This is a genomic window from Pseudomonas sp. KH_024_B2, from assembly GCF_057839965.1.
In genome coordinates this window covers 5,722,334-5,747,909 of the sequence record NZ_CM174502.1, presented here as the reverse complement: position 1 = coordinate 5,747,909, position 25,576 = coordinate 5,722,334, and the positions used below count along the sequence as shown (strand labels likewise).

At 59.5% G+C, this 25,576-nt stretch carries 23 protein-coding genes; 15 read left to right on the top strand and 8 right to left on the bottom strand.

What is annotated here, in order from left to right; genetic code table 11:
- Positions 1 to 134: 134 nt before the first annotated feature.
- The 8 genes from AC3I0A_RS26770 (at position 135) to AC3I0A_RS26735 (ending at position 10,908) form a co-directional block, all read left to right on the top strand.
- A complete protein-coding gene (locus AC3I0A_RS26770) occupies positions 135 to 1,433 on the top strand; it encodes an MFS transporter (protein WP_489375499.1) in 1,299 nt (432 codons plus the stop codon).
- 271 nt (positions 1,434 to 1,704) lie between these two features.
- Positions 1,705 to 2,703 (top strand): phosphate ABC transporter substrate-binding protein PstS, encoded by a 999-nt coding sequence (locus AC3I0A_RS26765; RefSeq protein ID WP_489375498.1) that lies wholly within the window; start codon positions 1,705 to 1,707, stop codon positions 2,701 to 2,703.
- 415 nt (positions 2,704 to 3,118) lie between these two features.
- Positions 3,119 to 5,152: an ABC transporter permease subunit gene (locus AC3I0A_RS26760; RefSeq protein ID WP_489378612.1), complete on the top strand. Its 2,034-nt coding sequence runs from the start codon at positions 3,119 to 3,121 to the stop codon at positions 5,150 to 5,152.
- 15 nt (positions 5,153 to 5,167) lie between these two features.
- Complete coding sequence (pstA, locus tag AC3I0A_RS26755; protein ID WP_489375497.1) at positions 5,168 to 6,838, top strand: phosphate ABC transporter permease PstA; 1,671 nt, start codon at positions 5,168 to 5,170, stop codon at positions 6,836 to 6,838.
- A gap of 175 nt (positions 6,839 to 7,013) precedes the next feature.
- A complete protein-coding gene (gene pstB, locus AC3I0A_RS26750; RefSeq protein WP_489375496.1) occupies positions 7,014 to 7,847 on the top strand; it encodes a phosphate ABC transporter ATP-binding protein PstB in 834 nt (277 codons plus the stop codon).
- Positions 7,848 to 7,922: 75 nt separating this feature from the next.
- Positions 7,923 to 8,684 carry a phosphate signaling complex protein PhoU gene (gene phoU, locus AC3I0A_RS26745; RefSeq protein WP_489375495.1) on the top strand — a complete coding sequence of 254 codons (762 nt, stop codon included), beginning with the start codon at positions 7,923 to 7,925 and terminating at the stop codon, positions 8,682 to 8,684.
- 165 nt (positions 8,685 to 8,849) lie between these two features.
- A complete protein-coding gene (locus AC3I0A_RS26740) occupies positions 8,850 to 9,767 on the top strand; it encodes a response regulator (RefSeq protein WP_489375494.1) in 918 nt (305 codons plus the stop codon).
- 244 nt (positions 9,768 to 10,011) lie between these two features.
- The gene (locus AC3I0A_RS26735; protein WP_489375493.1) at positions 10,012 to 10,908 is read left to right on the top strand and encodes a peptidoglycan DD-metalloendopeptidase family protein; all 897 of its coding nucleotides are present in this window, start codon (positions 10,012 to 10,014) and stop codon (positions 10,906 to 10,908) included.
- Between the two features lie 150 nt (positions 10,909 to 11,058).
- On the opposite strand, the gene AC3I0A_RS26730 is transcribed toward AC3I0A_RS26735, so the two are convergent.
- The 3 genes from AC3I0A_RS26730 to phoB all read right to left on the bottom strand — a co-directional run bounded on the left by AC3I0A_RS26730 (position 11,059) and on the right by phoB (position 14,581).
- Positions 11,059 to 12,399, bottom strand: coding sequence for a hemolysin family protein (locus tag AC3I0A_RS26730; protein ID WP_489375492.1), 1,341 nt, complete (start codon positions 12,397 to 12,399; stop codon positions 11,059 to 11,061).
- A 112-nt stretch (positions 12,400 to 12,511) separates the two neighbouring features.
- Positions 12,512 to 13,810 (bottom strand): phosphate regulon sensor histidine kinase PhoR, encoded by a 1,299-nt coding sequence (gene phoR / locus AC3I0A_RS26725; protein ID WP_489378610.1) that lies wholly within the window; start codon positions 13,808 to 13,810, stop codon positions 12,512 to 12,514.
- Between the two features lie 81 nt (positions 13,811 to 13,891).
- Entirely contained in the window at positions 13,892 to 14,581 is a 690-nt protein-coding gene (gene phoB, locus AC3I0A_RS26720; RefSeq protein WP_489375491.1) for a phosphate regulon transcriptional regulator PhoB, read from the bottom strand.
- Between the two features lie 151 nt (positions 14,582 to 14,732).
- On the opposite strand from phoB, the gene AC3I0A_RS26715 reads away from it, so the two are divergent.
- On the top strand, positions 14,733 to 15,116 hold the full coding sequence (locus tag AC3I0A_RS26715) for a COG4315 family predicted lipoprotein (RefSeq protein WP_489375490.1): 384 nt from the start codon (positions 14,733 to 14,735) through the stop codon (positions 15,114 to 15,116).
- Between the two features lie 174 nt (positions 15,117 to 15,290).
- Here AC3I0A_RS26715 and ubiA read toward each other — a convergent pair whose 3' ends face one another.
- Both ubiA and AC3I0A_RS26705 read right to left on the bottom strand, forming a co-directional pair.
- Positions 15,291 to 16,181, bottom strand: a complete 891-nt coding sequence (ubiA, locus tag AC3I0A_RS26710) for a 4-hydroxybenzoate octaprenyltransferase (RefSeq protein WP_489375489.1) — start codon at positions 16,179 to 16,181, stop codon at positions 15,291 to 15,293.
- The gene (locus AC3I0A_RS26705; RefSeq protein WP_489375488.1) at positions 16,181 to 16,744 is read right to left on the bottom strand and encodes a chorismate--pyruvate lyase family protein; all 564 of its coding nucleotides are present in this window, start codon (positions 16,742 to 16,744) and stop codon (positions 16,181 to 16,183) included. The genes ubiA and AC3I0A_RS26705 overlap by 1 nt, the downstream gene beginning before the upstream one ends.
- Positions 16,745 to 16,959: 215 nt before the next feature.
- Between AC3I0A_RS26705 and AC3I0A_RS26700 the strand changes: the two genes are divergently transcribed.
- The 4 genes from AC3I0A_RS26700 to AC3I0A_RS26685 all read left to right on the top strand — a co-directional run bounded on the left by AC3I0A_RS26700 (position 16,960) and on the right by AC3I0A_RS26685 (position 19,605).
- Positions 16,960 to 17,127 (top strand): rubredoxin, encoded by a 168-nt coding sequence (locus tag AC3I0A_RS26700; protein WP_489375487.1) that lies wholly within the window; start codon positions 16,960 to 16,962, stop codon positions 17,125 to 17,127.
- Between the two features lie 42 nt (positions 17,128 to 17,169).
- The gene (locus AC3I0A_RS26695; protein WP_489375486.1) at positions 17,170 to 18,318 is read left to right on the top strand and encodes an NAD(P)/FAD-dependent oxidoreductase; all 1,149 of its coding nucleotides are present in this window, start codon (positions 17,170 to 17,172) and stop codon (positions 18,316 to 18,318) included.
- 189 nt (positions 18,319 to 18,507) lie between these two features.
- Positions 18,508 to 18,783 (top strand): HU family DNA-binding protein, encoded by a 276-nt coding sequence (locus tag AC3I0A_RS26690; protein ID WP_003195589.1) that lies wholly within the window; start codon positions 18,508 to 18,510, stop codon positions 18,781 to 18,783.
- 540 nt (positions 18,784 to 19,323) lie between these two features.
- Positions 19,324 to 19,605 (top strand): DUF3303 domain-containing protein, encoded by a 282-nt coding sequence (locus tag AC3I0A_RS26685; RefSeq protein ID WP_489375485.1) that lies wholly within the window; start codon positions 19,324 to 19,326, stop codon positions 19,603 to 19,605.
- Positions 19,606 to 19,716: 111 nt separating this feature from the next.
- On the opposite strand, the gene ggt is transcribed toward AC3I0A_RS26685, so the two are convergent.
- Together ggt and AC3I0A_RS26675 are read right to left on the bottom strand one after the other, a co-directional pair.
- A complete protein-coding gene (ggt, locus tag AC3I0A_RS26680; RefSeq protein WP_489375484.1) occupies positions 19,717 to 21,444 on the bottom strand; it encodes a gamma-glutamyltransferase in 1,728 nt (575 codons plus the stop codon).
- Positions 21,445 to 21,620: 176 nt separating this feature from the next.
- The gene (locus tag AC3I0A_RS26675) at positions 21,621 to 22,406 is read right to left on the bottom strand and encodes a sulfite exporter TauE/SafE family protein (RefSeq protein WP_489378608.1); all 786 of its coding nucleotides are present in this window, start codon (positions 22,404 to 22,406) and stop codon (positions 21,621 to 21,623) included.
- A gap of 405 nt (positions 22,407 to 22,811) precedes the next feature.
- On the opposite strand from AC3I0A_RS26675, the gene AC3I0A_RS26670 reads away from it, so the two are divergent.
- Both AC3I0A_RS26670 and AC3I0A_RS26665 read left to right on the top strand, forming a co-directional pair.
- A complete protein-coding gene (locus AC3I0A_RS26670) occupies positions 22,812 to 23,540 on the top strand; it encodes a PP2C family protein-serine/threonine phosphatase (RefSeq protein WP_489375483.1) in 729 nt (242 codons plus the stop codon).
- A gap of 149 nt (positions 23,541 to 23,689) precedes the next feature.
- Positions 23,690 to 24,067, top strand: a complete 378-nt coding sequence (locus tag AC3I0A_RS26665; RefSeq protein ID WP_489375482.1) for a helicase — start codon at positions 23,690 to 23,692, stop codon at positions 24,065 to 24,067.
- A gap of 98 nt (positions 24,068 to 24,165) precedes the next feature.
- On the opposite strand, the gene AC3I0A_RS26660 is transcribed toward AC3I0A_RS26665, so the two are convergent.
- The gene (locus AC3I0A_RS26660) at positions 24,166 to 25,566 is read right to left on the bottom strand and encodes an aminoacyl-tRNA deacylase and HDOD domain-containing protein (protein WP_489375481.1); all 1,401 of its coding nucleotides are present in this window, start codon (positions 25,564 to 25,566) and stop codon (positions 24,166 to 24,168) included.
- Positions 25,567 to 25,576: the final 10 nt, after the last annotated feature.

Below are 25,576 nucleotides of genomic sequence, written 5' to 3'. Positions count from 1 at the left end.
TCCGGTTCTCATTTTGACCGCCTATTGCGCTCATCTATGTGCTTTTTCGAACAATTTGCTATCGTGCCGAACCTGCCAGGCCCCAACCAGCGCTGTTGCGGCTTCCAGACCTGACTATAAGAGAAGCCCTTGCCATGACCAGTGTGCCCTCGAGCATTGCGCAGCCAGCGCAAACCGCACGTCCGTTGACCCGCAATGACTACAAGACTTTGTCGCTTTCTGCCTTGGGCGGGGCGTTGGAGTTTTACGACTTCATTATCTTTGTGTTCTTCGCCACAGTGGTCGGCAAACTGTTCTTCCCGGCGGACATGCCGGAATGGCTGCGCCTGATGCAGACCTTCGGGATTTTCGCTGCCGGGTATCTGGCCCGGCCGTTGGGCGGGATCGTCATGGCGCACTTCGGCGATCTGCTGGGACGCAAGAAGATGTTCACCCTGAGCATCTTCATGATGGCTGTGCCGACGCTGATCATGGGTCTGCTGCCGACCTACGCGCAGATTGGCATGTGGGCGCCGATCCTGTTGCTGCTGATGCGGGTGATTCAGGGCGCAGCCATCGGCGGTGAAGTGCCGGGGGCCTGGGTGTTCGTGTCCGAGCACGTGCCGCAACGGCACATCGGTTACGCCTGTGGCACGCTGACTTGCGGCCTGACCGCCGGGATCCTGCTCGGCTCGCTGGTCGCCACCGCGATCAACAGCATTTATACCCCGACTGAAGTCTCCGATTACGCCTGGCGTATTCCGTTCCTGCTGGGCGGGGTATTCGGCCTGTTTTCGGTGTACCTGCGTCGCTGGTTGCACGAAACCCCGGTGTTCGCCGAACTGCAATTGCGCAAAGCCCTGGCTGACGAAGTGCCGTTGCGTGCCGTGCTGCGCGACCATCGCGGGGCAATCGTGATCTCGATGCTGCTGACCTGGCTGCTCTCCGCCGGTGTCATCGTGGTCATTCTGATGACCCCGACGGTGCTGCAGACCATCTACCATTTCCCGGCGACCACTGCGTTGCAGGCCAACAGCCTGGCGATCGTCTTCCTGAGTCTGGGCTGCGTGGCTGCCGGTGCGCTGGCCGATCGTTTCGGCGCGGGTCGGGTGTTCGTGTTTGGCAGCGGCGCGCTGTTGCTGACCTCCTGGACCTTCTATCACAGCCTGTTCAACCACCCCGATTGGCTGTTCCCGCTGTACGCGCTGACCGGTCTGTTCGTCGGCACCATCGGCGCGGTGCCGTATGTGATGGTCAAGGCCTTCCCGGCTGTGGTCCGTTTCAGCGGCTTGTCGTTCTCCTACAACCTGGCCTACGCGATCTTCGGTGGATTGACACCAATGGTCGTCACCTTGCTGCTCAAGGAAAGCCCGATGGGGCCGGCTTATTATGTTGCGATTATTTGCAGCATGGGGATTCTGGTGGGTGGCTATCTCTGGAAGAAAAGTCGCTAGGTTGACGCTGATCGCTTGAGCGCTGCGTTGTCTCAGGTGGCCTCATCGCGAGCAGGCTCGCTCCCACATTTGACCGCACTGGACACAAATTCTGTGTTCACCGCAGATCCAGTGTGGGAGCGAGCCTGCTCGCGATGAACGATGACGCGGTGCCCTGTCAAAGCCAAATGCTGGCCTTTCATCTAATTGTCATATTCCAGTCATAGAGTGTTCACACGGCCTACAGATACTTGGCCCCGACTTAACACACCCTATCTACCAGGAGTAAGGCATGAAACTGAAGCGTTTGATGGCGGCAATGACTTTTGTCGCTGCTGGCGTTGCGACTGCCAATGCGGTTGCCGCTGTTGACCCTGCTATCCCGAGCTACACCAAGACCACTGGTGTGTCGGGCAACCTGTCCAGCGTCGGCTCCGATACCCTGGCGAACCTGATGACCTTGTGGGCCGAGAACTACAAGAAAGAATACCCGAACGTAAACATCCAGATTCAGGCTGCCGGCTCCTCCACTGCGCCACCTGCGCTGACTGAAGGCACCGCTAACCTGGGCCCGATGAGCCGTAAAATGAAGGACAACGAGCTGCAAGCCTTCGAAACCAAATACGGTTACAAGCCGACCGCCATCCCGGTCGCTGTGGATGCCCTGGCCGTGTTCGTGCACAAGGACAACCCGATCAAGCACCTGACCATGGAACAAGTCGATGCGATTTTCTCTTCGACTCGTCTGTGCGGCGCCAAAGCTGATGTGAAAACCTGGGGCGACCTGGGTGTGACCGGCGACCTGGCCAACAAGCCGGTTCAACTGTTCGGTCGTAACTCGGTATCCGGCACCTACGGCTACTTCAAAGAAGAAGCTCTGTGCAAAGGCGACTACAAGCCAAACGTCAACGAACAACCAGGTTCGGCTTCGGTCGTGCAATCGATCAGCAGCTCGCTGAACGGTGTTGGTTACTCGGGCATCGGCTACAAAACCGCTAGCGTGAAAACCGTGGCACTGGCCAAGAAAGGCAGTACCGAGTTCGTTGAAGACACCGAAGAAAACGCCCTGAACGGTAAATACCCGCTGGCGCGCTTCCTCTACGTCTACGTCAACAAAGCCCCGAACAAGCCTCTGGCACCGCTGGAAGCCGAGTTCGTGAAACTGATTCTGTCCAAGCAGGGTCAGGAAGTGGTGGTGAAAGACGGCTACATCCCTCTGCCAGCCAAGGTTGCTGCAAAAGCACTGGCTGACCTGGGTCTGCAAGAAGGCGGCTCAGTCGTAAAAAAGTAACACCTTAGTCTGGGTTGTGACCCAGGCTGCACCACCCCGGCGGGGTCTGTTCGACCTGGACCCCTGCCACTAATTTTCGATCCGCTGCCGGCTCCTGCTTCGCGGCGGATTTGTCGCGTCACTGCATTGTCATGTTTTTGTCATAAAGGATCGCTAGGGTGAGCGCATGAATGATCTGGCCAATTCCACCATGACTACCAATCCCCCCAAGCGAATTGACTTCAATACGCCTGAGTTGCAACGCAAGCGCCGTATCCGTGCGCTTAAAGATCGCCTGACCCGCTGGTACGTGCTGATAGGCGGCCTGGCCGTTCTCGGTGCGATCACCTTGATCTTCTTCTTCCTCGGTTATGTCGTGATGCCGCTGTTCCAGGGCGCTGACCTGACCGCCAAGGACGCCATCACCCCTGCCTGGATGCAAGATGCCGGCAAGCCGTTGCTGATCTCCCTTGAAGAACAGAACCAGGTTGCCATGCGGGTTTCCGACAAAGGCCAGGCGCTGTTCTTCGACATCGACAGTGGTGCCGAACTGAGCCGCGTGAGCCTGCCGATTCCGGCCGACGTCAGTGTGACGTCCATTGGCGAAGACCAGCCGGGCCACCCGTTGGTGGCGGTCGGCTTGTCCAACGGCCAGGCCCTGGTGTTCCGCCATACCTATAAGGTCAGCTACCCGGATGGCAAAAAGACCATCAACCCGGCCATCGAATACCCGTACGGCGAAACACCGATCGTGCTGAACGAGCAGGGCGGTGCTCTGGAGCATGTCAGCCTCAACGCCACCGATACTGCTTTGGTGGTCGCCGGCTCTACTGGTCCGCAGCTGCACGTGCTGTCGCTGACCCAGGAAGAAAACATGATGACCGGTGAAATCACCAGTGATCAGGTGCGCATCGAACTGCCGCAAATGACCGAGACGGTCAAAGCGATCTTCATCGACCCGCGCCAGCAATGGTTGTACGTGCTCAACGGCCGTGCCCAGGCCGACGTATTCAGCCTGCGCGACAAGAGTCTCAACGGTCGCTACAAGCTGCTCGAAACCGGCGAGACCGAAGTGACTGCCAGTACCCAACTGGTGGGTGGTATTTCGCTGATTATCGGTGATTCAAAGGGCGGTCTGGCCCAATGGTTCATGGCCCGCGACCCGGATGGCGAGCAACGCCTGAAGCAGATCCGCACCTTCCAGATGGGCACCACGCCGATCGTCGAAATCACCGCTGAAGAACGTCGCAAAGGCTTCGTCGCCCTGGACGCCTCGGGCAAGCTCGGCGTGTTCCACAGCACCGCACATCGCACCTTGCTGGTCGATCAAGTGGTCGACGGCACCGGCATCTTCGGTCTGTCGCCACGGGCCAACCGGGTTATCGTCGAACAGGGCGGCAAGCTGCAACCGCTGTTGCTGGACAACCCGCACCCGGAAGTCTCCTGGAGTGCATTGTGGAACAAGGTCTGGTACGAGAACTACGACGAGCCTAAATATGTCTGGCAATCGACCGCCGCCAACACCGACTTCGAACCCAAGCTGAGCCTCTCGCCGCTGACCTTCGGTACGCTCAAAGCCGCGTTCTACGCCATGCTGCTGGCCGCTCCACTGGCCGTTGCCGCTGCGATCTATACCGCTTACTTCATGGCTCCAGGCATGCGCCGCAAGGTCAAGCCGGTGATCGAGCTGATGGAAGCGATGCCGACGGTGATCCTCGGCTTCTTCGCCGGATTGTTCCTGGCGCCATATGTCGAAGGGCATTTGCCGGGGATTTTCAGCCTGCTGCTGTTGATGCCGATCGGCATTCTGGTCGCCGGTTTCACCTTCAGTCGCCTGCCTGAATCGCTGCGCCTGCGGGTGCCGGACGGTTGGGAAAGCGCGATCCTGATTCCGGTGATCCTGTTCGTCGGCTGGCTCTCGTTGTACATGAGCCCGTACATGGAGACCTGGTTCTTCGGCGGCGACATGCGCATGTGGATCTCCCACGATCTGGGCATCACCTACGATCAGCGCAACGCACTGGTGGTCGGCCTGGCCATGGGCTTCGCGGTCATTCCGAACATCTACTCGATTGCCGAAGACGCCGTGTTCAGCGTGCCGCGCGGCCTGACCCTGGGCTCCCTGGCCCTCGGTGCTACGCCATGGCAGACCATGACCCGTGTGGTGATCCTCACCGCCAGCCCGGGCATCTTCTCTGCCTTGATGATCGGCATGGGCCGCGCGGTGGGTGAAACCATGATCGTGCTGATGGCCACCGGTAACACTCCGGTCATGGAAATGAACCTGTTCGAAGGCTTGCGCACCCTGGCCGCCAACGTCGCGGTGGAAATGCCCGAATCGGAAGTCGGCGGCAGCCACTACCGCGTGCTGTTCCTCTCGGCGCTGGTGCTGCTGTTGTTCACCTTCGTCATGAACACCCTCGCCGAGCTGATCCGTCAGCGTCTGCGCAAGAAATACTCGTCGCTTTAAGAAAGGTAGAAGTCTGTGAAACAGAACTCCCTGAAAGGATGGTTCAAGAGCGGCGCCCCAGGCGTCTGGATCAGCGGTGGCGCGGTGTCCATCGCGGTCATCATGACTATCGGTCTGCTGGCGGTGATTGCCGTGCGCGGTCTGGGCCACTTCTGGCCGGCGGATCTGGTGCACGCCCGTTACGACGTCCCTGGCCAGGCCAATCAGCTGGTCATTGGCGAAGTGGTGCAGAAAGAAGAAGTGCCCCGCGAGCGCCTGAAAAGTGCTGGCTTGCCAGTACCCGATCAAGGCCCGGAGTTCATGACCCGCGAGCTGATCAAGGTCGGTAACCGTGACCTGAACGGCACCGATTTCACCTGGATCGTCGGTGAATGGCTGACCAATCAGACCACTCCACCGGAACTGATGGCCATCGAGCGTCGTGAGTGGGGCAACTTCTACGGCTACCTGGTCAACGTCAAACAGGATGGCAAGGTCATCGCTGAAGGCGAGGCCGCATGGCCGGAGCTGCAAGCCCGTGTCGAGCGCGTCAACCAGCTGGCCGCGCAACTGAAAACCCTCGAAAAATCTGACATCGGCGCGATCAACGCCGGTCTTGAACGTCTGCGTCTGCAGGCTCGTAAGCTGGAGCTGGCCGGCAACCTTAACGCCGCCGCTCAGGCTGATATGGATGGCGAACGCGCCGAACTCAACAATCGCTACCAGGCAGTCGAAGCGCAACTCAGCGACTTGCATGCGCAGTTCAATCGCGACAGCCTCACCGCCCGCGACGCCAACGGCAAAGAAGTGGAAATCAGCATCGGCAAAGTGGTTCATGCCTACCAGCCGAACGCCATGGGCCAAATGACCAAAGTCGGCTTCTACTTCAGCAAAGTCTGGGAGTTCCTCAGCGACGATCCACGTGAAGCCAACACCGAAGGCGGGATCTTCCCGGCGATTTTCGGCACCGTGATGATGACGCTGATCATGGCGATGGTCGTCACCCCGTTCGGCGTGCTGGCAGCGGTGTATCTGCGTGAATATGCCCGTCAGGGCCCGATGACCCGGCTGATCCGTATCGCCGTGAACAACCTTGCGGGTGTTCCGGCCATCGTTTATGGCGTGTTTGGTCTGGGCTTCTTCGTCTACGTACTGGGCGGTTCGGTCGACCGTTTGTTCTTCCCTGAAGCTTTGCCGGCGCCGACCTTCGGTACGCCGGGTCTGCTTTGGGCGTCGCTGACCCTGGCGTTGTTGGCGGTGCCGGTAGTGATCGTCGCCACTGAAGAAGGTCTGGCGCGGATTCCTCGCACCGTCCGCGAAGGTTCGTTGGCACTCGGTGCGACCAAGGCGGAGACTTTGTGGAAGATCGTCCTGCCAATGGCCAGTCCGGCGATGATGACCGGCATGATCCTCGCCGTGGCCCGTGCCGCGGGTGAAGTGGCACCACTGATGTTGGTGGGTGTGGTGAAACTGGCGCCGTCGCTGCCGCTGGATGGCAACTACCCGTACTTGCACCTTGACCAGAAGATCATGCACCTGGGCTTTCATATCTATGACGTCGGCTTCCAGAGCCCGAACGTCGAAGCCGCACGGCCACTGGTGTACGCCACGGCGCTGCTGCTGGTGCTGGTGATCGCCACGCTTAACCTGTCGGCCGTTTATATCCGTAACCATCTGCGCGAAAAATACAAAGCACTGGATAGTTGATTTCATGTGGGAGCGAGCTTGTGTGGGAGCGGGCTTGCCCGCGAAGCTTTTGGCGGCCGGGATGGCCCATTCGCGGGCAAGCCCGCTCCCACTGGCTCGCGCCAAATAGACACACATATTGGAAATGCCGCTCAGCGGCCAACCAAACCGAATTTGTTAGCACAGGGAGCCTCCCATGCAGCACGAAGCACATAGCCACGGCATCAACATGTCCGCCCTGGGCCGCGACAAGCAAGGCTTGAGCCTGGCGCAAGAAACCGTCGCCATCCAGGTCCCGGGCCTGAACCTGTACTACGGCGAAAAACAAGCGCTGTTCGACGTCAGCCTGAACATCCCGAAGCAGCGCGTGACCGCCTTCATCGGCCCGTCCGGCTGCGGCAAGTCGACCCTGCTGCGCACCTTCAACCGGATGAACGATCTGGTCGACGACTGCCGCGTGGAAGGCGAAATCAACCTGTATGGCAACAACATCTACCGCAAGGGCGAAGACGTCGCCGAGCTGCGTCGCCGGGTCGGGATGGTGTTCCAGAAGCCCAACCCGTTCCCGAAAACCATCTATGAAAATGTGGTTTACGGCCTGCGCATTCAAGGCATCAACAAAAAGCGCGTGCTCGACGAAGCGGTCGAGTGGGCACTGAAGGGCGCGGCGCTGTGGGAGGAGGTCAAGGACCGTCTGCACGAATCGGCTCTCGGCTTGTCCGGTGGTCAGCAGCAACGTCTGGTGATTGCCCGCACCATCGCCGTGGAGCCGGAAGTTCTGCTGCTCGACGAGCCATGCTCGGCACTCGATCCGATCTCGACGCTGAAAGTCGAAGAGCTGATCTACGAACTGAAATCCAAATTCACCATCGTTATCGTCACCCACAACATGCAACAGGCCGCTCGGGTTTCCGACTACACGGCGTTCATGTACATGGGCAAACTGGTGGAATTCGGCGACACCGATACTCTGTTCACCAATCCGGCGAAGAAGCAGACCGAAGACTACATCACCGGTCGTTACGGCTAGGAAGCCGCAGGCAGCTCTCACTGAACCCACGCTGCGGTCCACCGCACCTTACCGGACGCTCCAAGGACGCCAACCATGATTAGTAAAGACAGCCTCACGCATCACATCTCCCAGCAGTTCAATGCCGAACTCGAGGAGGTGCGCAGCCACCTCCTGGCGATGGGCGGTCTGGTCGAGAAACAGGTCAATGACGCGGTGACTGCGCTGATCGAGGCCGACTCGGGTCTGGCCCAGCAAGTGCGTGAGATCGACGACCAGATCAACCAGATGGAGCGCAACATCGACGAAGAATGTCTACGCATCCTGGCCCGTCGTCAGCCGGCTGCGTCCGACTTGCGCTTGATCATCAGCATTTCCAAATCGGTGATCGACCTGGAACGCATCGGCGACGAAGCGACCAAGATCGCCCGCCGTGCCATTCAGTTGTGCGAAGAAGGTGAAGCGCCGCGCGGTTACGTCGAGGTTCGGCACATCGGCGACCAGGTGCGCAACATGGTCCGCGATGCGCTGGACGCTTTCGCCCGCTTCGACGCCGACCTGGCGCTGTCTGTGGCGCAGTATGACAAGATCATCGACCGCGAATACAAAACCGCGCTGCGCGAGCTGGCCACTTACATGATGGAAGACCCGCGCTCTATCTCGCGGGTCTTGAGCATCATCTGGGCCCTGCGTTCGCTGGAACGGATCGGCGACCACGCGCGTAACATCTCGGAACTGGTGATCTACCTGGTGCGCGGCACCGATGTGCGTCACCTGGGTCTCAAGCGCATGAAGGAAGAAGTTGAAGGCACAAGCGCTGAAAACGCTAATGTTCCGGGCAAACCTGACGATAAGTAAGATTGCCCAAGAAAAGCGCCCGGCCTTTTGGTCGGGCGTTTTTGTTTGTGGTTTTCGAATTCATAGCACCCGCGAACGAAAAAAGTCCCGGCGTGACTGAAGAGTTTTGGCAAATTGCCATCAGCCAAGCGTTATGCTTGCCGGGATTTTTTAAAGGGGTGGTCGATGAGTAAGGTAAGTGTGTTGGTGGTGGATGATGCTTCGTTCATTCGTGACCTGGTGAAGAAGTGCCTGCGCAACTACTTTCCCGGCATCAGGATTGAAGACGCCGTCAACGGCAAAAAAGCTCAGGCCATACTCGCCCGTGAAGCGTTTGACCTGGTCCTGTGCGACTGGGAAATGCCGGAAATGTCCGGCCTCGAACTGCTGACCTGGTGCCGCGAACAGGACAACCTCAAGGCCATGCCGTTCGTCATGGTCACCAGCCGTGGCGACAAAGAGAACGTGGTTCAGGCGATTCAGGCCGGCGTTTCCGGCTACGTCAGCAAACCCTTCACTAACGAGCAGTTGCTGACCAAGGTCAAACAGGCCCTGAACAAGGCCGGCAAACTCGACACCCTGATGAACAGCGCCCCGACCAAAATGAACTCGGCGTTCGGCAACGATTCCCTCAGCGCCCTGACCGGCGGCAAGGCTGCAGTGATCCCGTCGGCCGCCCCGGTCAATCCGTTTGCAGCCGCTGCGCCGGCTCGCGGTCTGCTCAACAGCCCACCGGTCAAGGCGCCAGCAGCCTCCGCGGCGACTGGCGGTCGTGGTCAAGGCCAATTGCGTCTGCCCAGCGGTACCCAACAGTGTGCGATCAAGGCGCTGAGCATCAAGGAAGCGCTGCTGGTAGTGAAACGCACCGACACCCTGCCGCAGATCCTCGACAGTGCCGTGCTCGACCTGGAGCAGGGCGACAACGCCGAAGTGGCCCGTCTGAACGGCTACCTGCACGCGGTCGTCGCCTTCGAGCAGAAGCCGGACAGCGAATGGCTGCAGCTGACCTTCCGCTTCGTCGACCAGGATGCGCAGAAACTCGACTACATCTCCCGTCTGATCGCTCGCGGTACGGCGCAGAAGCATTTTGTGCCGGGTGCGTAAGCGTTTTTTGGTCTGATCCGTCATCTATACCGACTGTCAGACCGTCTTCGCGGGCAAGTCGAATCGTCGCACCGCCGCCCCACAGGTACTGCACGGTCCTTGTGGGAGCGGGCCCGCGAAAGCGGTTTTGAATTCAACACAACCCTCCCTGAATGAACACACTGTACTGAAACATCTCGCGACCACGCTGGTCCATTGCAGCTGCTAGGCTGATTTCCAGGCCTTACTCAATAGAACTTTGCCCATGCTCGCGCGATTGCTGCTTTTCTGTGGTCTTGTCATGGCCGCCACTTCGGCTGTGGCCATGACGATCTACAAGTCCACCGACGCCAATGGCGTGGTCTCGTACAGCGACCGGCCGACGCGAGGCGCGCAGGTGTTTGTGTTTCGCGACCGGATGGTCGAGCATCTCGACCGCCAGGTTCGTCTCGATATCAAGAAGCAGAAGGGTGTGGACAGCGTCTTCGTCCGCAACGATTTGTATGCGCCGGTGGAGATCGAACTGAGCTTCGCCGGTTTGCGCAATGTCAGTGGTGCACCGCAACAGCCGATTCGCCGGGTCTTGCCGGCGCGCAGCAACTCGCGTCTGGCGCTGCTCACGGCGACCCAGGCCGGCAAGCCGCTGGCCTATACCCCAAGGTTCCGTTATTCGCTGGGTGACCCTTCAGGGATGGCGCAGGCCTATCGTTATCCGCTGCCCTGGCGTGGCGGGCCGTTTCGGCTGAGCCAGGGGCCCAACGGCCAATACAGTCACTTCGGGGCCAAGAGTCGCTATGCCATGGACATCGCCATGCCCGAAGGCACGCCCATCATCGCGGCGCGTGGCGGGGTGGTGGTGAAAACCGAGAATGCCCAGACCGGGCGTGGCACTGATCCGTCCGGCAACTTTGTCCGGGTGCTGCACGACGACGACACCATGGGCGTCTATCTGCACCTCAAGCGAGGTTCGGTGAGTGTTCGGGAGGGGCAACGCGTGACGGTGGGCAGCGCGCTGGCGTTGTCGGGCAATACCGGCAACAGCAGCGGGCCGCATTTGCACTTTGTCGTGCAGCGCAATACCGGGTTGGGGCTGGTGTCGATTCCGTACCGGTTCAATCAACCTGTGGGGGCGTTGCCGAACTTTGCGGTGGGTGGGCAATAGCGCGGACAGGGTCGGTATTCAATGTCGCCTGAAATGACGTCTTCGCGGGCAAGCCCGCTCCCACAGGTGATGCGATGTCCTTGTGGGAGCGGCGGTGCGGCGATCCGACTTGCCCGCGAATGGATCGACGCCGCTCCCGACATTGGCTGATCAATCCAGCATCAACACCTTGGCCAGCACGATTTTCGGGCCTTTCATCTTTTTGATGATGATCCGCAAACCGTCGACTTCCAGCACTTCTTCCTCTTCCGGCACCCGTTTCAGGGTTTCGTAGATCAGTCCTGCCAGGGTTTCGGCTTCGATGTGGTCCAGGTCGATGCCCAACAGGCGTTCGACCTTGAACAGCGGCGTATCGCCGCGCACCAGCAGTTTGCCCGGCTGGTAGGCGAGGATGCCGCGTTCGGCCTTGCGGTGTTCGTCCTGGATATCGCCGACCAGCACTTCCAACACATCTTCCATGGTCAGGTAGCCGATGATGTTGCCGTCGGCTTCTTCCACCAGCGCGAAGTGCGAACCACCCTTGCGGAACTGCTCCAGCAAGTGCGACAGCGGCATGTGCCGGGACACGCGCTCTAGCGGCCGGGTCAGTTCGGCGAGGTTGAACGACTCGGGGATATGGTCCAGCGCCGCCAGTTCCAGCAGCAGATCCTTGATGTGCAGCAGGCCGACGAACTCATTGCGCTCGGTGTTGTAGACCGGATAGCGGCTGAATTTGTGGCGACGGAACTGTGCAAGGATTTCCTTGAGCGGTGCATTGAACTCGATGGTCACCAGGTCTTCACGAGAATTGGCCCAGTCGACCACTTCCAGCTCGCCCATTTCCACGGCCGAGGCCAGTACACGCATTCCTTGATCGCTCGGGTCCTGGCCACGGCTGGAGTGCAGGATCAGTTTCAGCTCTTCACGGCTGTAGTGATGGTCGTGATGCGGGCCGGGTTCGCCCTGGCCGGCGATCCGCAGGATGGTGTTGGCGCTGGCATTGAGCAGGTAAATGGCCGGGTACATCGCCCAGTAGAACAGGTACAGCGGCACCGCGGTCCACAGCGACAGCAGCTCGGGTTTGCGAATCGCCCAGGATTTTGGGGCCAGTTCGCCGACCACAATGTGCAGGTAGGAAATGATGAAGAAGGCGGTAAAGAACGACACGCCTTTGACCACTTCGGGGGAGTCTACGCCCACCGCGCTGAGCAGCGGCGCCAGCAAGTGCGCGAACGCCGGCTCACCGACCCAGCCCAGGGCCAGCGAGGCGAGGGTGATACCCAATTGGCAGGCGGACAGGTAGGCGTCGAGCTTGCTGTGTACGGTGCGCAGGATCTGCCCGCGCCAGCCGTTTTCATGGGCGATGGCCTCGACCCGGGTCGAGCGCAGTTTGACCATGGCGAATTCGGCCGCAACGAAGAAGCCGTTGAGCAAAACCAGGATAAATGCAAAAAGGATCATGCCGAAGTCGGCGAAGAATGTCGCGAGGGTGATACTAGGGGAAGGGTCCATGGTGGAGTTTTGCGGGTTCCGTATATTCGAAAAGAAAGAGGATTGCTGTGCCTGAAAGGCAGGCCCAAGTCAGCCAATGTAGCGGCTGACAGGGCGATTGCCTAGTGGCGAGTCACTGTGGGCGCTGGTCGGTCAGGCTGCCGGCTCTGGATTTCGTGACTTGGGCTGGCGCGAAATGGCAGGTAAAGGTGCTGCCATGGCCTAGCACGCTGCTGATCTCCATCCGCGCGCGGTGGCGCAGCAGCACGTGTTTGACGATGGCCAGACCCAGCCCGGTGCCGCCGGTGTTGGAGTTGCGGCTGGAATCGACGCGGTAGAAGCGCTCGGTCAGACGCGGCAGGTGCTTGCTGTCGATACCGATGCCGGAGTCTTGCACGCTGAGGTGCGCGCCTTGTTCGTCGGCCCACCAGCGAATGCGGATGTTGCCTTCGGCGGGGGTGTATTTCACCGCGTTGAACACCAGATTGGAGAACGCACTGCGCAGTTCGGCCTCGCTGCCCTTGAGCAGAATCGAAGGGTCGGCTTCCAGTGTGATGTGTTGATTGCGCTGTGCGGACAGCGCCTGAGCATCGTTCTTGATCGATTGCAGCAGGTTGTCGACCTGCACTGGCTGGTTGTCCGACGGGTAATCGGTGGCTTCCAGTTTGGCCAGCAGCAACAAGTCATTGAGCAGGGTTTGCATGCGCCCACCTTGCTGCTGCATTTGCTGCAAGGCACGGGTCCAGCGCGGATTCACTTCTTCGACGTTGTCGAGCAAGGTTTCCAGGTAACCGCAAATCACCGTCAGCGGTGTGCGCAGCTCGTGGGACACGTTGGCGATGAAGTCTTTGCGCATCTGTTCGAGCTGATGAATACGGGTGACGTCGCGCACCAGCATCAAGTGTTCGTTGTTGCCATAGCGGGTGATATACAGCTGGATGCGCAGGCGATCATTGGTCGGCGAAGGGATTTCCAGCGGCTCGGCGTAGCTGTCCTGCTCGAAATACTCCTTGAAGCGCGGGTGGCGCACCAGGTTGGTCACCGGCTGGCCGCTGTCCTGCGGGGTTTTAAGACCGAGCAGGGTTTCTGCGGCGCGATTCCACCATTCCAGGTTGCCATCGCTGTCGAGCATGATCACCGCGTCTTTGAGCGCGGCGGTGGACTCCTGAACCCGGTCGATGACCGCTTGCAGGCGCCCGCGCACCCGTTGGTCGCGGCGTTGCAGGTGATAGATGCTGTCGAACACTTCGCCCCACAGGCCATAGCCGTCGGGTGGGGCTTCGTCAGGTTTGTGCAGGCGCAACCATTCATGCAGACGCAATAGCTGCTTGAGGGTCCAGCCCAGATAGACCGCCAGGCCAATGGCCAGGCTCCAGCCGTAATAACCGCTGATCAAACCGACCAGCAAACAGCCGGTGACCAGGAGCAGCATGTGGCGGATCAGAGTGCCATGCCAGTTTTGGTTCACTTAAACACGCGTCCTTGTCAGCTTGTCTGGCGGGTAAAGGCCGGCTCAGCCTTTGGTGGAAAAGCGATAGCCGGTGCCGCGTACGGTTTGTACCAGATTCTCATAAGCCTCGCCGAGGGCTTTGCGCAGACGCCGGATATGCACATCGACGGTGCGCTCTTCGACATACACGTTGCCACCCCAGACCTGATCCAGCAGCTGCCCGCGGGTATAGGCGCGTTCCTGGTGAGTCATGAAAAATTGCAGCAAGCGGTATTCGGTGGGGCCCATCTCGGCGGGTGTGCCGTCGATGGTCACGCGGTGGCTGATCGGGTCGAGCAGCAGGCCGCCGACTTCGATCGGCGCTTCGCCATCGGTCGGACCGGCGCGGCGCAGTACGGCCTTCAGGCGGGCGACCAGCTCACGGGGGGAAAAGGGTTTGGTGATGTAGTCATCGGCGCCGACTTCCAGGCCCTGGATCTTGTTGTCCTCTTCGCCCTTGGCGGTGAGCATGATGATCGGGATATCCCCGGTCAGCTCATCGCGCTTGAGGCGCCGGGCCAATTCGATGCCCGACGTGCCAGGGAGCATCCAGTCGAGCAGAATCAGGTCGGGCTTGCGGTCGACAATGATGGCATGGGCCTGCTGGGAGTTTTCCGCCTCCATGCAGTCGTAGCCGGCCATTTCCAACGCAACGGCGATCATCTCGCGAATGGGCGCTTCGTCGTCAACAATCAGAATGCTCCTGCCAACCATGCTTAATCCTCTTGTCATTTAACTGTCTTGCGCCGCATTAGATAACGGAATTATTGCAGTCGTGTGACAGTATTTTAGCGCTACGGCGATCGATGCGTTCCTGAACTAAGCTCTAAGTCCGAATCCTGACAACCACAAGAGGAAGGTTTCCATGACTCACAGCACTGTTTCCTGGAAGGCCCTGTTGGTGACTGCCGTACTGGCCCTGCCGGGGTTGGCGTTTGCCGCAGACCCAGCAATGGAAAAAGATGGCATGTTCGTCGATCAAAAGGGCATGACCTTGTACACCTTTGCCAAAGACACGGCTGGCAAGTCCATGTGCAATGACAAGTGCGCCGAGAACTGGCCGCCGCTGATGGCCACCAGTGCCGATAAGTCCATGGGCGAGTGGACCGTGATCAAGCGCGACGACGGCATGATGCAATGGGCCTACGATGGCAAGCCTTTGTACACCTTCATCATGGATAAGAAGGCTGGAGACATGACCGGTGAAGGGAAAATGGACGGTGCCTGGAAAGTCGCGAAATACGATTGATCCTGGTTGATCAAAGCCTCGCTGCTACCCGTAGGAGCGAGGTTTGCCCCAATGCCGGTCAGAACCTGTGGGAGCGGGCTTGCCCGCGAAGAACGATGACGCGCAATGCCTGAAAAACCGCGGTGTTCGCTTCGCGGGCAAGCCCTCTCCCACAGAGGTTTGTGCCTGGAACGATCAGCGCAGCGCGTAATCCAGCACGATCCCCACAAAAATCGCCAATCCCGCCCAATGGTTGTGCAAAAACGCCTTGAAACAGCGCTGCGGATCTTTCCCGCGGGTGTACCAGAACTCCCAGACAAAACACGCCGCCGCCGCCACAAGCCCGAGATGGAACCAGCCACCCAGCTCGAAACGCGCGCCCGCCAGCAGCAAGCAACCCAGTGCCAGCCCTTGCAGGGTGAGGATGATTACCCGATCTGCATCGCCAAACAGGATTGCCGTGGATTTCACGCCGATCTTCAGGTCGTCATCACGGTCGGTCATGGCGTAATAGGTGTCGTAACCCACGGTCCACAGCAGGTTGGCGATATACAGGAGCCACGCCGCGGCTGGCAGATCACCGGTCTCGGCCGTGAAGGCCATCGGCATGCCCCAGGAAAATGCCGCGCCCAGCACCACTTGCGGGTAATAGGTGTAGCGCTTCATGAAGGGGTAGCAGGACGCCAGCGCCAGCCCGCCGAATGACAACCAGATAGTCGTCGAATTGGTGCACAACACCAGCAAAAAGCTCAGGCTCATCAGCACGGCAAAGAACACCAGCGCCTCTTTGGAGCCGATCTTGCCGCTGACCAGCGGGCGCTGTTCGGTACGTTTCACATGGCCGTCGACCTTGCGATCAGCCCAGTCATTGATCACGCAGCCGCCAGCACGGGTCAGCACCACACCCAGAACGAAAATCACCATGTTGCTCAGCGACGGCGAGCCCTTGCCGGCAATCCACAATGCCCATAAGGTCGGCCACAGCAGCAGGTAAATGCCGATCGGCTTGTCCATGCGGGTCAGCTGAATGAAATCCCAGGCCCGTGGGTTCAGGCGATTCAGCGATTTGAGCAGGCTCAGGTACATCAGCAGTTCTCCGGATGGGCGCTTGCGGCGAGCCAAAGGGTCGGGAGGAATATTTCTGCGACCAGCACGCTCAAGGCGCCCCGGTCAAAACGCGAGCGACGCCCCCAAAGCCCGGCAGCCCGGGATTCGGCAGGCAGCCATTCGAGGGGATAGCGGCAGACCTCAATGGCGCGACGCTGGAACGCCTGATCGCAGAACAACAGCTCGCCCAGTGAACGACTGCCCAGTTCATCCATATTCAGCCCGCCATCCTGCAAGGCACTGCGCGCCGCCACGCTGCGGGCAAAGACCCAAGCCTGGCCGTGACCGCGCAAATACACCTCGCGGACCCAGCCCTCACTCTTCGCGGGCAGTTCCAGCGCGACGCATTCGTCTTCACGCAAGGTTTGCCAGCCTTCGAACAGCGGCGTGACACTGAAGCCGTCATTGGACAGCCGGGTCAGGCGGCGAGTCAGCGAACGTTCATCGAACAACCAGTCGAGGGTGTGCGCGTCGGGGAGGGGCGTCAGCCGGCTGTGGGGCAGCCAGACGGGGACAAGGATAGGGGGCGTTGAGTGCGGCACAGTGAGTCATTATTGGCAGCAAATGAGGCGGCGAGCTTACCATGTTGATCAGCGATTTAGCCTGATCGGGTCTGGCCCGCGCGTCGAACGAGCTTGCATCTATTGGTCCCGATCAGTACAAAACCTCCTGAGCCGGACGGCAACCCAAGTGTTACCCCCAACGACCCATCGACCGTCCGCGCCAGCGATAGCCTGAAAATCTGAGGAAACACGTAATGAAGAAGTGGCAATGTGTGGTCTGCGGCCTGATTTATAACGAGGCTGACGGCTGGCCAGACGAAGGCATCGCGCCCGGCACCCTGTGGCAAGACGTGCCGCAAGACTGGCTGTGCCCGGACTGCGGCGTGGGCAAAATGGATTTCGAAATGATCGAAATCGGCTGATCGCCGCTTTTCGAATCAACTGAACATAAAAAGGAAAAAGGGATGAACGCACCTGTCGTGATCGTCGGCACCGGGTTGGCTGGCTACAACCTGGCCCGGGAGTTTCGCAAACTCGATGGCGAAACTCCGCTGCTGCTGATTACCGCAGATGACGGCCGCTCCTATTCCAAGCCGATGCTCTCCACCGGCTTCGGCAAAAACAAGGACGCCGACGGCCTGAGCATGGCTGAACCCGGCGCCATGGCCGAGCAACTCAAGGCCGAAATACGCACCCATACCCGCATCAGCGGCATCGATCCGGGCCACAAGCGCCTGTGGATCGGCGAAGAAGCGGTGGCTTATCGCGACCTGATCCTGGCCTGGGGCGCAGAAACCGTGCGGGTGCCGGTTGAAGGCGATGCCCCGGAAGCGATCTTCCCGATCAATGATCTTGAGGATTACGCACGCTTTCGCGCAGCAGCCGCCGGCAAACGCCGGGTCCTGCTGCTCGGCGCCGGCCTGATCGGCTGTGAATTCGCCAACGACCTGATCCTCGGTGGCTATGAAGTGCAACTGGTGGCGCCGTGCGAGCAAGTGATGCCGACCTTGCTGCATCCGGCCGCCGCTGCCGCCGTTCAGGCCGGGCTGGAAAGCCTGGGCGCGCGCTTCCACCTCGGGCCGGTGCTCAACCGCTTGCAGCACGCCGAGGACGGGCTTGAAGCTCACCTCTCCGATGGTCAGATCATCCCCTGCGATGTCGTCGTTTCAGCCATCGGCCTGCGCCCGCGCGTCGATCTGGCGGCAGCAGCCGGTTTGGTCGTCAACCGTGGCGTGGTGGTCGATCGTCATCTGAAGACCTCCCACGCCAATATCTACGCCTTGGGCGACTGCGCGGAAGTCGACGGCCTGAACCTGCTGTACGTCATGCCGCTGATGAGCTGCGCCCGCGCGCTGGCCCAGACCCTGGCCGGCAACCCGACCGTCGTCAGCTATGGCCCCATGCCGATTACCGTGAAAACGCCGGTCTGCCCGTTGGTCGTCTCGCCGCCGCCACGGGGTTTGGAGGGTATCTGGACGGTCGAAGGCCAGGGCACCGATATCAAAGCGCTGTGCCGCGACGCCAGCGGCAAACTGCTGGGTTATGCCCTCACCGGCAGCGCCGTGATGGAAAAACTCGCTCTAAACAGGGAACTTCCAGCCCTGCTGGCGTAAATGCTGGTCGTTCTGTCGGATTCAGCACACTTTTGCCCCTACAAAGGTCGCGGGGAGACTGGCGCCAGTGCTGTCGGCGTGCCATCCTCATTCCCGTCTGCCGCAGAGTAGAGCCTGCGGCGCCTTGGGCGCTGTTCCGGAAGAACAGCACGGACATAACAACAAAAAACCGTCAAAGAGGCTTCACTCATGCGTAAACCAGATCTCGCAGCCGCCATTGCTGAAAAAGCTGATCTCACCAAAGAACAGGCCAATCGCGTTCTCAACGCCGTTCTTGAAGAAATCACCGGCGCTCTGCACCGTAAAGACAGCGTCACCCTGGTGGGTTTCGGCACCTTCCTGCAACGCCACCGCGGCGCCCGCACCGGCAAAAACCCGCAAACCGGCGAGCCTGTGAAAATCAAGGCAAGCAACACCGTTGCCTTCAAACCGGGCAAATCGCTGAAAGACAGCGTCAATCCGTAACGGATACGAACTCCCCGAATAGTGGGAGAACGGTATTTAAGATGGGCATGCCAACAAGGTTGGGTGCCCATTTTTTGTGGGCGCAGGTTTTACCTGATACTGATCGTTCCCACGCAGAGCGGCAACTCTACAATTGATTACGTGCCATGAATCCTTTCTCATGGGCTACTGACTCTCTAAAAAAAGGACTTTGCATGCTCTGCCTGGACTGGCTCGACAATCACATGGGCCATTGCGACACAATGGCTGGTTGGCTTCATCGGCAGTTCAGCTACGAGTTTGCGTTGGAAAGTGCTAGAGCGCTTTCAAGCGTGGGGGAAAGAGGAGTGGCTCATGGCGCGCAATCTATGAATCTGTTTTAGATGCAAAGAGGATCAGCGGTCATACGCCGAGTTCGGGACGCTGCTATTCCTTCCCATGGGTGTAGTCGTTTCAGGCCGGCCGGGAGGCGGGCCGGGGACAGACGCGTGGCCATGGCCGCGGCGCCAGCCGGGTGCGCGAATAGAAGAACAGGTGCCAATCCTTATCAGGAGGTGGCAGATGCTATTCATCGTCAGTTGGTCCATCAGTTCCGAACGTCGTAATAGTGCGATTGAGCGTTTTCTTAAAACAGGTGGAGCTCCACCAGAAGGCGTGAAGATGCTGGGACGCTGGCATGCCGTAGGCGGCATGACCGGCTTTGGCGTCGCAGAGGCCAGTGATGCCGCGCTGATACAGAAATGGGTGCTCGACTGGAGCGACCTTATGAGTATGGATGTTCACCCAGCGCTGACCGATGAGCAGTTAGGTCCGCTACTGGCAGCAGCGGTCGGCAAGCAATAGTCTGCGTTCGAAAAAGCGCCGACAAGAAAGGACAGATTCATTTTCGCAGAATGAATCTGTCTCTTTCTTCTGCACTGCTCAGCAAAGCCCCTGATCAGGGCCGCACATCACTCAATAGCCCAGCGAAAGCCCCGAGCCACGGCGTGGATCGTTCGCGCCATAGAAGCGGTTGTTGCCGACCGGTTTTCCGCCGAGCGAAGGCGCTCCGACCAGAATCGCTGCGACATGGTTGGGGTCTTGCGGGCCGGTGAATTTTTGTCCCCAGCTTTCGAGGATCTTCTGGGTATCAGGACTGATGGCAAACGCTTCGAGATTGGTTTCTTCCGGCAGCCACTGCTGATGGAATCGCGGCGCGTCGACCGCTTCCTGAATGTTCATTCCGTAGTCGATCACGTTGAGCATGGTCAGCAAGGTCGCCGTGATGATCCGGCTGCCACCTGGCGTACCGACGACCATGACGGTTTTACCGTCCTTGGTGACGATGGTCGGGCTCATTGAGGACAGTGGGGCTTTGCCCGGCGCGATGGCGTTCGCTTCTCCTTGAACAAGGCCATACATGTTGGGCACGCCGATCTTGGAGGTGAAGTCGTCCATTTCGTCATTGAGGATGATGCCGGTCTTGCTGGCCATGACCCCCGCGCCGAACCAGTCGTTGAGGGTGTAGGTCACCGAGACCGCGTTGCCCCATTTGTCGACGATCGAGTAGTGCGTGGTGTTGCTGCCCTCGTGAGGCGCTACTCCAGGTTTGATATCGCGGGAAATACCGGCTTTTTGCGGGTCGATAGCGGCGCGCAGCTTCGTTGCATACTCCTTGTCCAGCAGCTGCGTCAGCGGGTTTTTGACGAAGTCGGGGTCACCTAGATAGCTGTTGCGGTCGACATAGGCGTGGCGCATGGCCTCGATCTGATAGTGCAGCCCCTGAGCCGAGCGAAAGCCCAGGCTCGGCATCGGATAGCCTTCGAGGATGTTCAGGATCTCGCAAATAATGACCCCGCCCGAGCTCGGTGGCGGTGCAGAGATAACATGGTAGCCGCGGTAGTCGCACTCGATTGGCGCGAGCTCGCGGGTCTGATACTTGTCGAGGTCGGCCTGAGTGATAAGACCCTTGCCGGCCTGGCTCGAGGCGACAATGGCCTCGGCAACCCAACCCTTGTAGAAACCGTCGGCACCTTTGCTGGCAATTTCCCGCAGGGTCTTGGCCAGGTCCTTTTGCACCAGCTTCTGGCCGACCTGGAGCGGCTCGCCGTTGCGCAGAAAGATCGAGCCCGAGTCGTTGATATCTTTCTTGAACTGGTCGGTTGCGGTATGCAGCAAATCGACGTCGCCCTGGTCGAGCACGAAGCCGTCCTCGGCGAACTTGATGGCCGGTGCGATGACATGGCCACGCTTCATCGTGCCGTATTTGCTCAGCGCCAGCTCCATGCCGGACACGGTCCCCGGGATGCCGACGGCCAGGTGGCCCTTGGTGCTCAGGTCCGGGACGACATTGCCATCCTTGTCGAGGTACATGTTCGGGGTGGCCGCCAGGGGCGCCTTCTCGCGGAAGTCGAGGAAGGTCTTGCGGCCATCGGCCAACTGGATCGTCATGAAACCGCCGCCGCCAATGTTGCCTGCAGCCGGGTAGACCACCGCCAGCGCATAGCCGACTGCCACTGCGGCATCGACTGCGTTGCCGCCGTCCTTGAGCACGTCGACACCGATGCGGGTGGCCAGATGTTGGGCCGTGACCACCATGCCGTTTTCGGCCGCGACCGGGGCTTGCGAAGCCGCCTGTGCGCAGGTGAAACCAATGGCGAGTGCCGTCGCAATGAGCGATTTGGCAAGGGGTTCGAATTTCATGAGTCGAATCTCTTGTTTTAGGGTAGGGAGAGTCGTGTCAGATGCCCGAAAGCCAATTGACTGTAGGACCGATTCGACTCGCCCGACTCGCTAAAGACTCGATGAGTGTCAGGGATACTGCCGCTCAAAGCGGCAGATGAGGGCGCGGGGGGCTTGGGGTGAGTATTACAGCTGGATCAAAACGCCAACTTGGAACCAATGAAAATCAGCATAACGGCCAGGCAAGGGCGCAGTATTTCGTCAGAAACACGGCCGGATAAATGACTGCCAATGTAAATCCCTGGCAGTGATCCAATCAGCAAGTAGCCTAATAAATTCCAATCCATATTGCCCATGCTCGCATGGCCCAAACCGGCGACCAGCGTCAGGGGCACTGCGTGGGCAATTTCTGTCCCCACCAAGCGCTTGGTGGCAAGAAAAGGGTACAAGATAAACAGCGCCACAGTGCCCAAGGCACCGGCACCGATGGAGGTGAGTGCCACCATTGTGCCGAGTATCACGCCAGTGACGACCGTCAGTATGTTCAGGTTCGAGTCACTGAGGTGATAGTGGTCGCCCGCATGCTTATGGGCAAATGCCAGCAGTCGTTTCTTGAAGAAAATGGCCAGTGCGGTCAGCAACAGAACGAAGCCCAAGGCCTGTTTGATAACCGAATTCATCGCTTGGGTGTCAGTATGCAAACTTTTCAAAAACCACAGCGTAAGCAATACCGCCGGGACACTGCCAAGGGTCAGCCAGCCGGTAATTTTCCAGTCAATGTTGTCGTTCTTTTTATGAACTAACACGCCGCCAGATTTGGTGATTGCTGCGTAAAGCAAGTCCGTCCCAACTGCAGTTGCGGGATTAATGCCAAACCATAAAAGGATGGGCGTCATTAAAGAACCACCCCCTATGCCAGTCATGCCGACAATGAAGCCGACAACCAAGCCTGCAACGACAAAACCCAAATTACCGAAATCCATTAGCAAGACCTGCAAATCAAGCGTGACCACACAAAAGTCCGGCCGGCAGCATAGCGAGTTTTTTTATAACTACTTATATCGATGCGGTCTGACTTTATAACCTTTTGTGGTCGATGCTCCAGCAAGCCCTGCGCCAGACAGTTTTGTCGCCATAGTTGCTGCTTTTTTTCAGAAAGGGCTGGAAGCAGCCTGCAAAGCGCAGTCTCAAGTGAACTGAATGAAGAGATAACCCGCATCAGCGCCTGCTGGAGCAATCCGATCCGGTGTCGGGTAATTCACTGGATCGTTTCAACTTGCGCCTGCGGGTCGATGGCGCGAACATTTCTTATGAGCTGCGGTGCTTTCGCCCCTTGGGACAGCAGGCGGGCGGCCGGTTTGCTGTGCTTGGGCAGGAGGGTTGTCAAAATGCGTTCAGTTACTGAAATGTCCTTTAAGTCCGCCAGCTACAGCCATGTCGGCATGGTTCGGAAAGTCAACGAAGACGCCGTTCTGGAACTACCTGAAGCCGGTTTGTGGGTGGTCGCTGATGGCATGGGCGGGCATGTGGCTGGCGACTTCGTCAGCAACCTGATTGTCGATAGCTTGCGGCGAATCCCACCCGCGCCCTCTCTGGACCAGTATGTGGAGGCCTTGCGTACCGGACTGATCGACGTCAATGCCGCCGTGCGCGAAGAAACCGCCAACCGTGGTGTGTCGATGATGGGCAGCACCGTGGTGGTGTTGGTGGCTCGGGGTGAGCAGGCGTTTTGCCTGTGGGCCGGTGACAGTCGCTTGTACCGCTTGCGTGACGGGGTGCTCGAAGGCATCTCCCGGGATCACAGCTATGTCCAGGACCTGCAAGACAGTGGCCTGATCAGCGAGGCGCAAGCGCGGGTACACCCGATGTCGAACATCGTCACCCGCGCCATCGGTGTCGACAGTCAGCTGCGATTGTCGATGGTTGATCTGCATGTTCTGCCCGGCGACAGTTTCCTGCTGTGCAGCGATGGCCTGAACAAGACCGCCGAAGATCATGAAATTCACGATGTGCTTGGCCACCCCGACCCTTATGAAGTGGTGCGCAGTCTGGTGCATCTGGGCCTGACCCGGGGCGCCCCCGACAACATTACCGCCATCGTCGTGAAAGCCTCTTGAAGACGAACTCCATGGACGGTTTGTAATGATTTGTTGCTATAACCGCTAAAAGCCGGCCGATCTCCTTCTAACGAAGGGGATCGGTGGCGTTCTACCGTTAAATCGTTAAACTCCCACGGCCATCCAATAACTCCACTGAGGCCGTGTGCATGAAATTTCGTTTTCTTCTCTGGATGCTGGGCCTGTTGATGGGCAAAGCCAGTCGCAACAACCCGGCGTTTCAGCAGCAGTTGGGTGACAAGGAGCTGGTGTTCCAGTTGCAGACCCTCGACGGCAAAGTTGCCCGTCACTTCTTCGTCAAAGATCAGCGGATTACCAGTCGCTCGGGTGTTCATCCTGCGCCTGCGTTCGCCATTGCCTTTAAAGACGCCGCGTACGGCTTTGCCACGATGCAGGCAAAGAACAAGCAACTGGCGTTCATGACGGGGATTCAGGACAAATCGATCCAGATCAAGGGCAATCCGGCGCTGGTGATCTGGTTCCAGGGGTTGACCAAGTATTTGAAGCCGAGGAAGGCCAAGGTTTGAGTCTGGTCTGTCAGACCGTATCGACTTCTTCGCGGGCAAGCCCGCTCCCACAAGGGCCGATGCATAACCCTGTGGGAGCGGGCTTGCCCGCGAATGTTTTAAGGCTGGCTGAACTGCGAAGCCAGCTCGCGCAGCAGGACTTCGGCTTCGAGGACTTTGCTGACGGCGTCTTCGGCTTTGTCGCGGGTCAGGCCCAGGCGTTCGAGCAAGGTGTCGGGAATTTCTGCGTCGGGCCCGGAGCCGATGCCGCGGCTGCGCAGCAGGCGTACGGCCAGGCACACCAGGTTCGGGTACTCGGCGTAGTCGCCGTCGTAGCCTGGGTCGTGCTGGAAACGCAGGGCGGTGGACAGTTCTTCCGGCATGTCCCAGTAGCGCATCAGCCAGGAACCGATCTGTTCGCGGCTGATGCCCAGCAGGTGCTGCTCGACATAGCTGTGGCACAGGTGCGGGTTGACCTCCAGATGACGGCAGATCAGCGAGAAGTGCGGCGGGAAGACGTGGGCCAGCAGCAGATAGCCAAAGTTGTGCAGCAAACCTGCGAGGTAGGTCAGGCCGGCTTCCGGGCGCTGGGCGCGGGGCATGGCGCGGGTCAGGCCTTCGATGACCGCGGCGGTGTAGATCGACTGCTGCCAGTAGGGCGTGGTGTGTTGCGGATGATCCTTGGGCAGGCTCAGGGTTTTGCCGAGGGCCAGGCCCAGCGCCAGGTTGATCACCAGATCGAAACCGAGCACGCGAACGATCGCGTCTTCCACTGAACGAATCTTGCCCGGCGAAGCGTAGTACGGCGACGCCGCCCAGCTCACTACTTGCGCGGCCAGAGCCGGATCGGTTTCCACGACGCCGGTGATGTCGTCGATGGTGGCGTTGGGGTCGACCCGCAGTTTGATGATCTTCTGCGCAGTCTCGGCCAGCGGTGGAATCTCGATGGTCTCTTCCAGCCGTTGCTGAATCCTTCGGGCGGTGAAGGCCTGCACCGCCTGGGTGATTTCCTCGCGGTCATCGTCGGGGCGGTCGAGGTTCGGGCGGATGGTGTGCAGGGCTTCGCCGAAGTTCGCGGCGCTGGCCTTGGTCAGCATGCTTTTGAAGGCTTCGCTGGAGATTTCCAGCAGCACACCCGGCTCGCCCGAATTGATCAGCAGATTCGGCTCGCGCAGCAGGCTTTCTTCATAGAGGCAGGGTGAAGTGGTGAGGGCTGGCAGACCGGGCAGCAGGCTCAGGTTGTGTTTGCCGAGCATGCGCTCCAGGCGATCCAGTGGCACCGCGGTCAGGCGTCGGCCGGTCAACTCGGCGAGGCGGTTGAGGTCCAGCAACTGGCTCTGTGGAAACAGCACCATGAGTGCGCCGACTGCGTCCTCCAGCAGAACGGCCTGAACCTTGCGCGCGGCGGGAAGGCCGGGATGGTCGAGCACTTCGTTATAGCTGATGGCCAGCTTGCCGAGCAGCAGCCGGATAACAGACGGGGCGTGCGGGGCTGCAGGAGCGAGGGCAACTTCGGTCATGGTCTGTATC